Source organism: Paenibacillus campinasensis, assembly GCF_002272015.1.
Lineage (GTDB): Bacteria > Bacillota > Bacilli > Paenibacillales > Paenibacillaceae > Paenibacillus_AQ > Paenibacillus_AQ campinasensis.
The window spans coordinates 111,774-125,035 of sequence record NZ_NPBY01000046.1 but is presented as its reverse complement, the minus strand read 5'-3'; the positions used below and the strand labels follow the sequence as shown (position 1 = coordinate 125,035).

Genomic DNA, 13,262 nt, shown 5'->3' with positions numbered 1-13,262 from the left:
CTCTCGCCAGCCACTTCTGTTGCACAATATCCAGACAGCCATACCTCATGAAGCAGTGTTATATCCATATTATCGCTTACTGGGTTCGCTTCATCAACCACATTCTCCGTTATATCCCTATATGCAGAATATGCTTGTGTCATGCCTTATTATAGAAGTTCGCCATATGGATGTACGTAAAACAGGTGTTCCGGTTTAGACCTGATTTTTCTGAGATGCCAGTTGTTGATAAACAGGGTATGTTTCCCCGAACCTGTCTTGCTATATTCCAATGCCATTTCCAGCATACCAATCCATATGAGGTCGATATCATCCCAGTCCTTCTTTACAGGCTTGAATTGGCTGCTCAGTCATTGGTCTGCTTCATTTCACCGGGGGCTTATTGTAACCGCGATCCCCATAAGGCTGCAACTGCTCTAGCCACGGCTTTAGCATTTGCTTTCTTTCCCAACGTATATCGGTCACTTCGTCGATTTCTTTCTGCTCCAGCACCTCATATTCAAAAGCATCGCCCCCGAGTTCATTCCAGTCCTCCTGAAGCTGTGCATTCGCAAATCTGCCCATATCCAGCTGCATTCGCAAGGTGAACCATTTGTTCTTCAAATTGGGATAGCTGTCGATGTAGATTTTGCCGTTGATTTTGTTCTTGATTTGGATGACTCCCATATAAATCTTAATCTGCTTGTATTCCTCAAGAAGCTGCTTCCGCTTATCTTTATCCATGAATACTCTCCTCACCCTTATGAATTTACTAATTTACTAAATTACTAAATATAAGATTCACTTTATCCTGGATTTTACCGTTCGTCAACCCGTTGTTTATGAATAGGCGAACATTTTCCTGCTCCACGGTTTGGATACCTCTATCCGAAGAGCAACCATATTATGGTAAATGGAGATTCAAACAATTTATACCCGGTTTATTTAAGGTTGTTAGCTTATTTCATGAAGGGAGAGGAAACGATGAACCGAAACAAAAGATCTCATTTACTGCAGCAGTATCTCTACGTCGGACCTACTGCCCTATTTTTTCTATGTATGGTGCTGGTTCCCTTCTTCCTGGGAATCTATTATTCATTCACCAGCTGGAATGGAATATCCAGTCATGTGGGTTGGAACGGAATCCAAAACTACGTACATATCTTCACCCGCGACTATTCGTTCCTGAATGCTTTCTGGTTTACGGCCAAGTTCACGGTTGTTGCGCTTATATTGACCAATCTGCTTGGTTTTGCACTTGCCTATATTCTGACTCGCAGGTTGTTTGCCCGCAACACCCTTCGGGCGGTATTCTTTATTCCTCACGTCATCGGGGGACTGCTGCTCGGTTTTATCTGGCAGTTTATTTTTGTCCAGGGTTTCTCTTCTATCGGGGAGCTGACCGGGTGGTCCTTCTTCACCCTTCCCTGGCTCGGAACGGGCACGACAGCCTTCTGGGCGATCGTCATCGTCTTCGTGTGGCAGAATGCCGGCTATTTGATGGTGATTTACATTTCCGCGATCAACAACGTCCCCTCCTCGCTCATTGAAGCGGCCAAGGTGGACGGTGCGGGCCGATCCCAATTGCTGCGAAAGGTTATTGTACCGCTGATTATGCCCGCGGTTACCGTATGTCTTTTTCTCACCATCTCCTGGTCCTTCAAGCTGTTTGACCTGAACCTGTCCCTGACGGAAGGCGGCCCGTTCAAGTCCACGCAGACCGTATCGCTTAACATTTATGAGGAAGCGTTTACGATCAGCCGGTTCGGGCTCGGTTCCGCCAAAGCGATGATCTTCTTTATTATCGTTGCTATTATTTCTCTTCTGCAAGTTCGAGCAACGAAGAAAAAGGAGGTTGAAATGTAATGGATTTTATCGCACGTAAACGCAATGGTTCACGGATTGTGACGCAAATCGTCGTCATCCTGCTCGCTATTCTGTTCCTTGTGCCCTTCTATTTCCTGGTCGGCAATTCATTCAAGGGCTATGGCGAGATACTGTCCAATTCCGCATCGTTCCCTGGCGCCTTCAACGGGGACAACTATACGCAGGCCTGGCATGCCACGAACTTCTCTTATGTTTTTATGAACTCGCTTGTCATTACCGTGGTCAGCAACGTTCTTCTTGCTCTGCTCTGTGCCATGTGTGCCTATAAAATGGTTCGCAACGACAATCTGTTCAACCGCGTGCTGTTCGTTGCCTTCGTCGCGGCGATGGTCATTCCGTTTCAGGCGATCATGATCCCGCTCGTGCAAGTCATCAGCGGCATCGGACTGATGAATACCCGGATTGGCCTCATTGTCGCTTACCTCGGGTTTGGCGCGCCGCTCACCGTGTTTCTGTTACATGGATTCGTCAAATCCGTGCCGGTCGATATTGAGGAAGCCGCTACGGTCGATGGAAGCAGCCCGAACGGCATCTTTTTCCGGGTAGTGCTGCCCCTGATGCAGCCGATTATTGTGACTGTCATTATTCTGAACACACTCTGGATCTGGAACGATTATCTGATGCCGTCCCTCATTCTTCATGATCCGCAGCTCAGAACCATTCCAATCGCAACGTATATGTTCTTCGGTGAATATACGAAGCAGTGGGATTTGGCGCTGCCCGCCCTTGTGATGGGAATAACGCCGATCGTAATCTTCTTCCTGGCCATGCAGAAATACATTATCGAAGGGATTGCGCAGGGCTCGGTCAAAGGTTAATCAACGACAGCTACTTTCGTAAGGGAGGATGACATTCATGAATAGATGGAAAAGAGCGCTGCTGGTGCTGCTCCCCCTGCTCATCGTCGTTGCGGGAGGCTGCAGCCAGAGCAGCGGAACGGCCGGTGTCGTTACGGTGGACGTCTTTCAGTTCAAAGCCGAAATTTCACAGCAGCTGGATGAGCTAAAAGCTGAGTTCGAGCGGGAGCACCCGAACATTCGCTTGAATATCCAGACGGTTGGAGGGGGAAGCGACTATGGTGCTTCCCTGAAAGCAAAATTCTCCTCCGGTGATCAACCCGACCTGTTCACGCTTGGCGGGGATCATGAGCGGGATATGTGGCTGGAGTATCTGGAAGATCTGTCGGATCAGCCTTGGGTCGCTGATGTGAAGGAAGTCGCGCTGGATCAGATGACGGTGGATGGGAAGCTGTACGGCATGCCGATGAACCTGGAAGGCTACGGCTTTATCTATAACAAGGATCTGTTCGAGCAGGCTGGCATAACCGAGGAGCCGCAGACGCTCAGCGAGCTGCGGGAGGCTTGTGAGAAGCTGCAGGCCGCAGGCATTACGCCATTTGCCAATGGCTATCAGGCATGGTTTGTGCTCGGGAATCATTTTGCCAACGTGGCTTTTGCCCAGCAGCCGGATCCGGAACAGTTTATTGCCGAGTTAACGGAAGGAACAGCCGCCTTCATGGGCAACGAAATATTCCAGCAATGGATCGATCTTCTGGATCTAACGCTTGAATATGGCAACCCGAACCCGCTCTCCATGGACTACAGCAGTCAGGTGTCCACCTTCGCTACCGGACAAGCGGCCATGATGCAGCAGGGCAACTGGACGCAGGTGCAGATTGATGGTATCAATCCGGAGCTAAATCTGGGCATTCTGCCGATGCCGATTCACGATTCCGATACGAACCGAGGCATGATCTATGCCGGAGTTCCCGGCAATTGGGTGGTTAACAAAAACTCCAAGGTGAAGGAAGAGGCAAAAACATTCCTGAACTGGATGGTCACCTCGGAAATGGGAAAACGATATATTACGAGCGAGTTTAAGTTTATACCTGCGCTGGACAGCATTGAAGGCACTGAAGATGACCTCGGCCAGCTCGGGGTCGAAGTGCTGAAATATGCCGATGCAGGCAAAACACTGAGCTGGAACTGGACCCGGCTGCCGAACGGCATGCCACAGGAAATGTACAGCAGCATCCAGGGCTATATCGGTGGCAGTCTGACACGTGAAGAAATGCTGGAACAGTTTCAACGCAACTGGGATAACCTGAGTTTCCAGTAACACCTTGAACGTCTTCCGAGCTACGGCTTGGGAGGCGTTTTAGCATTTTCCCAGGACGAATCGTCCCGGAACCTTTTCCGAAGATGATCAAAACCAAGTTGGTTGAAATTAGAGGATTTTCGCCGTATGGGCAAATTTTCCTGTAAAACCTTTACACCAAATAGTAAAATAATACTAGGTAAAGAGTCTTGTATACATATATAGTAGATAGACCTTACTGACTAGATTCTACTCAAAAGGAGAGTAAAAAAATGAAAAAAAAGGTAGCAATTATCACGACGCTGCTGCTAACACTCATTTCCCCCAGTGTTTTGCCAAGTGTAAACGCAGCACCCGTGAGTAAGCAAGTGGTCGTGGATGGACAGAGGGTTATTTTCGATCTAAACCCTATTATTGTTGACGGAACTACACTAGTCCAATTCACGCCTGTATTTAAGAAGCTGGGCATCACCTCCACCTGGAATCAAGAAAAAAAGCAAGTTGTTGCAACCAAAGGCAGTACGAGAATTATTCTTAATGTTGGAAGCAAGACGGCTTATGTCAACGGCTCTCCTGTTAATCTTCAGGTTGCACCTACCGTTGTAGCGGGGAAAGTATTCGTTCCACTTAGATTTATCAGCGAATCCACAGGTGCTTCATTAAGTATTAGAAACAATGGTAATGTTATTGAAGTCTTTAGTGGGAATGGTAGATCCATTTCGCAGCCTGCAGCACAAACAACCAAATCTGCCCCTACATCCGTACAGGTTAGAAATTATCTGGACCAAAATTACGGAGCCTTAGGATCGGGTCGCGATTTATATGATGTATATTATACTTCGGTTGTTCAAAACGAAACCATACTCGTAGGTATTTACTTTGATTTTGATGATTATATGATCCTAATGGACAATGCATTGGACGACTCCTATATTTATAAACTGACCAAACCTATCGCAAAAGATCTTCAAGCTAGATACGGGTCATCATACGATGTCAATCTTCTTTTATACCTAGAGTTTGAATCTCCTTTCTATACATCAACCTTTGGTATTGATAACATCACACCTTTAAGTAATGGGAATTACCAAATTCTGAAACCAAGCTTCTATTCAGCGTTTTCCGCGGATTCAGGAGAGGCTGAAAGTTATTTCATTGATTTTGAAGGCGAATTGTATCCTATGTATTATTCAGCATATTAAAAAATTAACAGGGGCAGTCCGCAATAGGGACTGCCCCTTTCTTCAAGAAAATCTCACCGCTTTATCTCACATTCCGTTATCCGGCCCATCTGCATCTCCTACTCCCACCTGCTTCATTTCACCCATTTATGCAGCAACGGCCCATCCTCTCCGAACACCGGGTCCATGCTTGGAACCGGCACGCTGCGAATCTCCGTGATCGACTGCGTCCGATCGGTCGGATTCCGTTCTCTCATGTTTGGTGTCGTGCCATTCGGATAAGCGCCAACAACGGCAAAATCAGGGCTTGCCTCAATCAGCATATGCGCTGTGCCTGCAGGCAGCACGATTACGTCACCGACTTGAAGATCAAGCCGCTCTCCGGCGTCACCGCCGACCAGAACGGTCGCATTGCCGGACTGAACACCAAGAACCTCGTGGGTATTGCTATGGTAATGGTGGTAGTCGTAGATGCCACCCGTCCAGCTTCCAGTCCATTGATGGCGGCTGAAGGCCGGCTCCAGACCGTCAGGACGTTCAGCGAATACTCCTGGATAGACCACCACCGGCAAGTCCGGGTTGTTCGGAACCTCTCCATCATCCTGTACGAAGAATGATCTGATTTGTATATCCACATGTACCCTCTCCTCTCATAGGAATGATGTACTTGTAGTACCAGTACCCGAACCCAAGCTAGATTAAACCTACCGAATGAAAAAGGCCACTCCTGGCCTCAATCGGAAGATTCTTGGAGCTTCACCTCTTGAATGGACCAAGCCACGCACCAAGGGCGCTGATTCTGCTTATCCTTCGGAATCCAGTAACAGGAATCGATCTGTTCTGCATGTGGCACCAGCATCAGCATGCGGAGAATCAGTTTTCGGACATCACCCGGATGACCGGCACGAGGATAAGGATAATCGAGCTTCACCCCTATTTTCTCAGCAACTTCCGAGCTATGGGACAATTCATACTCAAAGCTGGTGTTCCCCCCCATGCTTAATATACCCGAGTAGCCGGCCGTAATTTCTCCGGACACGGTACTGCTGGTAATGTTCACGGATGATGTCTTCTTCTCGAAGAAGGCCGAGGTTTCGCCGGGAACCCAGCTGACATCCAGAGCAAGACTTTGCTTCACATCCGCATAATGAGGTACGGACGGGAATCGCTGCAAGAACGTGGTATAGTCATGGGTGTTCGGCTGGTTCACATAGGTATGGAGGATCGGAAGCACATCAAAGTCGATATCTGCTTTGGATGTATGAAAAACATAAGTGCGAACCCCGAAAGGCTTTTGCATCTTCCAGTCATACAGCTCGTATGTCGTTCGAACAATATGCGGTGTCAGATATACGTAAGTGACGGAATTCTCTCCCGGAATGGGAACGATCGTCTTGTCAATGTGCCGCGTAATTTCAGAGATCTCCGAGCTGTGGTCAGCTTGCTGAGCAGAAAACTTCACTGAAGCCTCCGCTCCAACTGGGAGACTGGGGCCTGCTTGCATGTACGAGCCCATCTGAAAACGGGTGGAGATGGCAATCTGCTCCGTGGATGAACGCCCATAATAGAAGGTAGAACCGTATTCACTCCTTGTACTTCCATTGGTCACATATGGAGGTGCTCCTTCAATAACTCCGACAAGGGCTCGAAAATCATCCTTTACCTTCTCTTCTTCTCGATTCACGAATCTCATAACATCCGACTTGTAGCGGCACAGAACGAGATTGCTTCCCCCTTGTTTCACGAAGTTTTCGTCATTATAGTTCATATACAGCCAGATTTCTTGCCGCATCTCTCCGTTTGTTCCGATCGGAACAAAGTATTGAAACGCCCCCATATAGACCCATGTTGGATACTTGGTGTGTCCATGCGTTCTTGTGAAAACCTTGCTCCATTCGCCGGTAAGGATGTTATATGTTTTCATCTGGTTATTTTTGTACCCGGCCCAGCTGTGTGGACGATGCCATCCATTGATGAACAGCTGTACCGAAGGATCCTGCACACCGTCCTCTACCGTCCCCGCCTCGATCGCGAGAAAGTCAACGCGTCCGTCCTGCTCCTCGTGATGTTTGTCTGCAATTTGTCTTAAACCGCTGCCTGTACCGGGATTTACACCGATATCAGAGCGAAAGATCGCGGTCCACAGATTGGCATGCGTGGTCACCACGCCGACCATGATATCAAAGTAACCGCCGGGATGAGCGTATGCGCATGCACATACGTGCTTTACGTTTTTCCAGGCGGTGTTCGCATCGATCCGCCACACGCCGTTATCGTCCTGATATACGATGCCGATTCGATTCTCCGAATTCGCATGATGGGCACCGAGTAGAATCAAACGGCCATGAACCGAAAGGGCTGCGAACTGGGTGCGCCGAATAAAGGAATACGGAAGCTGTACCGAAGGTGACCAAGCCTTGCCGTCTGTTGATGTAACATAATGGATATGTCCGTCCTCCGTCCAGAAGACATACAGAATCCCCAGATGCACGACGCTCGCAAGATTCGATATCTCACGGTGTCCGTTGACGTTATAGCCGAGCTTGTCGTAAGCAATCCCGTTCGCCTCCAGACATTCCAGCACTTCCTTATCCTTCTGCGGCTTCAGCCGGACCCGGGTATAGAGGATTTGATCTCGGTTATTGCTTGAAGAACGCTTGTGGTAAAAAAAGAACGCACTTTCGTTAAAATAGGTTCCGTTAACGCCTGTGAACTGCAGACTCGCCTCGGGGATCCGGTGGTTGGCATATGTATTGGACATCATTTCACCTTTCTTTAACCATTCATTTATAGTAACCCTTTCATTTTAATAAAATCTGGATTTGCGCGAATCTATCTTTAGTTAACATTCCTGTTCTCTTGGCGTAAAAAAATCAGCAGGCATGCATGCCTGCTGATGTATAAACTATTGATCTGTCTCCATGACACCCGTGACTCGCGCCAGCAAGACAGCTAGCTCCGCCCGCGTCGCATAACGCGCAGGCTCCAGCTTGTTATCCGGTGTTCCGGCCAGGAGGCCCGCATTTCTAAGCTGGTCGATTGCACGCTCGGCCCAGGCCGCGGTCGATGACTGATCCGCATAAGGGTTATGCATCTCCTTCTCGTTCGCTTCATAACCCGCAGACTGGAGTGCGCGAGCCAACATCACGAACAGCTCCTGACGTGTGACATGAGCATCTGGACGAAATGTCCCGTCCGCGTAGCCTTGAATCCAGCCGGCCTCATAAGCGGAGTGCACCTGCTTGGAATACCATTGACTAGCTACGTCGCTGAATGGCTCAGAGGTTCCCTTCTCCGTCCAGCCAAACATTCTCACCAACATGCTGGCTAGCTCCGCCCGAGTGACTGGACGGGCTGGTTCATACTTGCCTTGACCGGTACCCTGTACAATAAGCCTGCTCGCCAGCTGTTCTGCCGCGCCTTCGGCCCAATGTCCGCGCATATCCGCAAAAGACGGGGTCATCTCCAGCAATGCATATAATGGAACGGTCCTTAGAGTAAGCTCCTCTGAACCAGGCTCGAAGAGATGTGTAAATGCATAAATGAACTCATCGGTTGCCTCGTTCACCGTAGCGACTGTCACCTGGTGATTGGAGCCACTGATCCCGCTTGGTCGAAACTGTACGAGTGCCTGGACTGGGACAAGCTGCTCGGTGTTCCCCCCTTTGCCCACGGTTGCCATCGACAGAGAGAAAGCTCTCCCTTGTAAGGTCGCACCCAGCCTGAAAGCCATGCTCTCCACCTTGGATTGATCCTTGTCGCTCGCTGCCCGAATGGATAAGATAATCTCGTCCGAAGAGCCTGACAATGTATCCCCTATTTCTGCAATCGGCAGCACCATCGTTCCGAGCGGTGTGTTCCATGTCACAACCATGGCATCGTCGATCTTCCGGAGTTGATCCAGGGTGGTTCGCTTCATGTGCAGCGTCCACTCCCGCTCCCCTTCCGTCGTGTCAATGACAATTTCCCCCGACTTGAGGTCCGTCGCGTTCAGTCGAATAAGCTGGCGTTCATTTCCATCCAGCTGCAGTTCAAACATCAGGGCAGGTTCCGGAGCCGGTATTGGAGCCGCCGGGAGAGACGCAGGAGAATCATTTCTAGGTGCCGGCGGTGGTATAGGAGATGGCGAAGGCAATATCTCCACTTCAGCCACAGTCTGCAGGCCTTCAAAGCTTATGATGATCTCCGTGCTTCCAGGTTTAAGCCCAAGCAAACGTCCTGACACGTCAATGGCAGCAAGGCTATTATCCTTCAGGACATAGTCGGCTTCCAGGCTTACGTCCCTCTTCGTTCCGTCGGAATACTCGGCAAATACCGCAATCTGTGCATGCTCCCCTTCTTTTACCGTGTACCGCAAAGGATCTAGCACCAGGTTGGTTGGCACTGCAAACACCGTGACGGGGGCATAAGCTGCAATCGGGCCGGACTCGGCCTGATAAACCGCCTGAATCACCGTCGTCCCGGTTTGAAGGCCTGTGATATACCAGTAACCGTCATCTCTTCGGGCAACTTGGATCATACCATGATCATAGTGGAAATCAGACTCGGCGGTTCGGTCCCATGCTGCATCGCCGTAGGTTACCTCCACAACGGTTCGCACGGATTCTCCAATCTGCACACGATAGGCCGATGGCATCAACCATATACCGTCGCTGAAGGCCACTTGAACGCTTCCTGGTATGGCCTCGCCGTCAATCCAGGCTTGAATATCCGCGATTCCTGTTTCAGTAGAGCGCAGCTCGGCCGTATAAAGGCCCGGGCTCGCATAGGTTACTCCGGTCACCGTTCCTAGCGAGGATATAAATTGAACGGTCCCGCTTGCAGGATTTCCGAATGCATCGCTCACATGAAGTGTAAGGAGCGCATGGGAAGACCCGTTAGCAGGCAGCGCTGTCTGGTCAACCAGCAGCCTCGATGCATTCACGTCCGGCTGACCCGGCAACCATTCTACATACGCTTTGGCAGAGACAGGAGAACCGTCAATCCGGGCAGTAACTGTTGCCAGACCTGTCTGGGTTGACGTTAATCGGGCGGTAAATCGGCCCTCTCCTTCATAGACCGGGGCAGATAGGCTGCCTAAAGAGCTGTTAAGCTCAACTGCAGGCAATGCTTGTTCGTCGACAATTGGATTGCCTGAGTCGTCCTTTAGCTGCAGTGTAATCTGTGCCGTCTCCGTGCCATTTGCAGTTAATCGTTCCCGATCGCTAACGATAGTGGAAGCTGCGAGCGAAGCTTTACCCGGAATGAATTCAACCTCTGCTTCGGCAGCCAGCTTGGTATCGTTAATCGTTGCAGTAATGGTAGCCTTGCCCGCTTGGCGCGAGCGAATCTGCGACGTATATCGTCCATGACCTGTATAGACAGGCTCGGTAAGAGTCCCGAGGGTGGAGGCCAACTGGATCCTTCCGCTATCGGTTGTCAATTCATTACCGAACGCATCCTTTAGCTGTATCGTCACTTCTGCAATTCCGTCATCCGTAGATACCATACTACGATCGACCGACAATGTAGACGTACTTGCTGCAGGAGGCCCCGGGAGCAGCTGAACCTGTACAGTGCTCAGGAGGGGTAATCCATTCATACTGCCGGTTATTTCTGCGATACCAACCTTGGTACCCGCAGTCAGAACAGCTGTATATGTACCATCCTGATGATCCTGCACCGGGCTGAGCACCCCAGCCGTTGTGTTCAGCACGACATAGCTCCCTCCGGAGTCCAGAAGATTATGAAACGCATCCTTCATCTGCAAGTGGATGATTGTTGAGTCGCTGCCGTCCGCTGTGATTTCTCCCAGCTCTGCGGTCAGTTCTGAAGTTTGGCTCGAGGCCCTGCCAGGTACGAATACAACCTGAGCGGAATCATTCAGAGGCATCCCATTCACTTCAGCACGAACCGTTGACGTCCCGGCCGTCGTGCTTGCATTAAGCATGCTGGTATAGGTTCCATTGCCGTGATCCCTAACAGCCCCTAAGGTTCCGCTGGAAGCATAAAGCTGGACCGTATCGCCGCCCGTCTCCAGCGGATTGCCATAGGCATCTTTCAAATGGACGGTAACCATCGTGCTTCCCATACCAACAACAATATTGCCGGCGCCAGTCTCGATCCTTGACATGTCTGCCGAAGCAGACCCAGCCACGTATTGAACCGTCGCCGTTTGACGGATCGCAGCACCGTTTACGGAAGCTGTAATCTCAGCCAGGCCTACTGTCGTTGGTGAAGTTAATGTCGCCATGTACGTACCATTTCCGTCGTATTGTACGTTCCCAAGCGCTCCTGCTGTCGTTGCGAGCTGGACTGCGTGTCGTCTATCGTTAACCACGGTGCCGCTGGCATCCTTCAGTTGTACCGTAATCGTGGCTGTGCTTCGTCCATCTGCGGTTATGGAAGAGGGACTAGCCGTCACCGTGGAATGGTCGATGGAAGGCGGCAGCGGTACCATAATGACATTTAAAGCAACCGGTATGGGATATCCGTTTAAGGTTCCTGTAATGACCGCAGTGCCCGCTGTGTTCGATGATGTTAGATCGGCGCTATACCTTCCGTCTCCATGATCGGTTACGGGCCCGATCTCGCCGAGGGAAGTATGAAGTTCAACCGTTCCCTCGCTCCTGCCGATGGACAAGTTGCTGCCATCATAGAGAGTTACTGTGATTCTTGCTTTACTGGTGCCGTCTGCATCAAGCAGGCTTGAGCTCGAGTACATTCGTGAGGTAGCCGGGTAGACCTGTACAGGGTTAGTGTAATACTTGTTTAGAGAACTTGAGGATATTCCCAGTTCTCCGCTGACGGTCCAGCCATGGCCCCAGAGCGTTCCGTCCTTTTTGACAATAAGGCTGTGAAGGTCTCCGCCTGTAATCCGTTCACCATCTTCAAGGAAGCGCGTGGCGACAGAATAACCGTTGTTCTGCAACCCCCACCACCAGACGGAACCGTCCTTCTTAATCACCATGCTCAGTCGATCACCGCCGCCCAGCTGCGCGACATCCGTAAGCGGCACCGAACCGGTTTGCAGCACTTGCACCGCCTTGCTGCTCGTACTCATGCCAGTGCCAACACCTAAGTTGTAATTTTCATTATAGCCCCAGCTCCATACGCTCCCGTCTGCTTTCAAAGCAAGGCCTCCAAGGCGGTGATGAGCAATCTGGATGATGCCAGTCAGGGGTTGATTCGTGACATCGATCACCTGCACGGGATAGATCGAATCGGTACTTGACCCATTACCGAGTCCATTAAAGAAGTTGTTTCCCCATGCCCATACGGTCCCGTCATTCCTCAAAGCCATCGAGTGATATTCACCAGCGGCTACGGCTTTTACATTGGTGAGATAAGAACCGCTGGAAGCTTTGAGCTGCACCGCGCGCTGAACGGTTCCGTTAAGCGAGTTATCGGTTAACACACCTCCGGCATTCTCTCCCCAGCCCCATACGGTCCCGTCTTCTTTGAGGGCAAGTGTATGCGCCTTGCCTGTCGCAATGCTTTGCACCTGATGCAATGGCGTACCGTCTGCCTGAGTGACTTGTTCGGCTGCGCTTTTATTATCCGTCGCGCCGTTTCCGAGTCTGCCATAGCTTCCTTGACCCCAGGACCATACCGTCCCGTCATCAAGCAGTGCAACCGAGAAATTGAAACCGCCGGCAACCTGTCTGGCGCCGGTTAATGGAGCTCCATCTGATTTCGCGACTTGCACAGGACGAGACGAATTCCGGGTTGTTCCATTCCCCAATTGCCCAAATTCATTATTTCCTAATGCCCATACGTTCCCGTCCCCATCGATAAACATAGAGTGGCCGTTTCCTGCCCCAACGTCTCTTACTGCTGTGGGAAAGCCGGAAGCTGCGAACGCGCCCGGAATCGGGATATGCGTCATTACCAGCAAGAATGCAAGCAAGACAGCGAGTGATTTACGTAGAAACCGCAAATAAAACCTCCCCTTCATCATAATTGCTATGGCTTATAATGAGATTGAAAGGCGTTTCAACACTTACACCTTCCGATCCTATTCGACATACTATCAAAGAAGCAGCATGCCAACAATTAACTAAAGTTAACTTTCGGATGTAATGTAACGATGACACGACAAAGCCACAGCTCCGGGAAGTTTGGCATCCCTGTGCCGTG

8 protein-coding genes are annotated in these 13,262 nt (G+C 50.3%); 4 read left to right on the top strand and 4 right to left on the bottom strand.

The genetic code is table 11. The features are described from left to right. Positions 1-363: 363 nt before the first annotated feature. Positions 364-723 carry a GIY-YIG nuclease family protein gene (locus CHH67_RS15710; RefSeq protein WP_095266147.1) on the bottom strand — a complete coding sequence of 120 codons (360 nt, stop codon included), beginning with the start codon at positions 721-723 and terminating at the stop codon, positions 364-366. 240 nt (positions 724-963) lie between these two features. Here CHH67_RS15710 and CHH67_RS15705 point away from each other — a divergent pair, with 240 nt between their 5' ends. The 4 genes from CHH67_RS15705 to CHH67_RS15690 all read left to right on the top strand — a co-directional run bounded on the left by CHH67_RS15705 (position 964) and on the right by CHH67_RS15690 (position 5,165). After that, positions 964-1,845, top strand: coding sequence for a carbohydrate ABC transporter permease (locus tag CHH67_RS15705; protein ID WP_095266146.1), 882 nt, complete (start codon positions 964-966; stop codon positions 1,843-1,845). Further along, positions 1,845-2,684, top strand: coding sequence for a carbohydrate ABC transporter permease (locus CHH67_RS15700; protein WP_095266145.1), 840 nt, complete (start codon positions 1,845-1,847; stop codon positions 2,682-2,684). Before CHH67_RS15705 ends, CHH67_RS15700 begins: the two co-directional genes overlap by 1 nt. A 37-nt stretch (positions 2,685-2,721) precedes the next feature. After that, positions 2,722-3,984: an ABC transporter substrate-binding protein gene (locus CHH67_RS15695; protein ID WP_244908213.1), complete on the top strand. Its 1,263-nt coding sequence runs from the start codon at positions 2,722-2,724 to the stop codon at positions 3,982-3,984. 251 nt (positions 3,985-4,235) lie between these two features. After that, a complete protein-coding gene (locus tag CHH67_RS15690) occupies positions 4,236-5,165 on the top strand; it encodes a copper amine oxidase N-terminal domain-containing protein (protein ID WP_095266143.1) in 930 nt (309 codons plus the stop codon). A gap of 113 nt (positions 5,166-5,278) precedes the next feature. Here the strand turns inward: CHH67_RS15690 and CHH67_RS15685 are convergent, their stop codons facing one another. The 3 genes from CHH67_RS15685 to CHH67_RS15675 form a co-directional block, all read right to left on the bottom strand. Further along, positions 5,279-5,779, bottom strand: coding sequence for a cupin domain-containing protein (locus tag CHH67_RS15685; RefSeq protein WP_095266142.1), 501 nt, complete (start codon positions 5,777-5,779; stop codon positions 5,279-5,281). A gap of 98 nt (positions 5,780-5,877) precedes the next feature. Next, a complete protein-coding gene (locus CHH67_RS15680; protein WP_144029269.1) occupies positions 5,878-7,908 on the bottom strand; it encodes a hypothetical protein in 2,031 nt (676 codons plus the stop codon). A gap of 141 nt (positions 7,909-8,049) precedes the next feature. Then, positions 8,050-13,011: an invasin domain 3-containing protein gene (locus CHH67_RS15675; protein WP_244908216.1), complete on the bottom strand. Its 4,962-nt coding sequence runs from the start codon at positions 13,009-13,011 to the stop codon at positions 8,050-8,052. Between the last annotated feature and the right edge of the window lie 251 nt (positions 13,012-13,262).

Coding starts and splice junctions, on each gene's coding strand:
- CHH67_RS15675 (WP_244908216.1), bottom strand. CDS start 13,011: ATGACGCATATCCCGATTCCGGGCGCGTTCGCAGCTTCCGGCTTTCCC.
- CHH67_RS15710 (WP_095266147.1), bottom strand. CDS start 723: ATGGATAAAGATAAGCGGAAGCAGCTTCTTGAGGAATACAAGCAGATT.
- CHH67_RS15705 (WP_095266146.1), top strand. CDS start 964: ATGAACCGAAACAAAAGATCTCATTTACTGCAGCAGTATCTCTACGTC.
- CHH67_RS15695 (WP_244908213.1), top strand. CDS start 2,722: ATGAATAGATGGAAAAGAGCGCTGCTGGTGCTGCTCCCCCTGCTCATC.
- CHH67_RS15680 (WP_144029269.1), bottom strand. CDS start 7,908: ATGATGTCCAATACATATGCCAACCACCGGATCCCCGAGGCGAGTCTG.
- CHH67_RS15700 (WP_095266145.1), top strand. CDS start 1,845: ATGGATTTTATCGCACGTAAACGCAATGGTTCACGGATTGTGACGCAA.
- CHH67_RS15690 (WP_095266143.1), top strand. CDS start 4,236: ATGAAAAAAAAGGTAGCAATTATCACGACGCTGCTGCTAACACTCATT.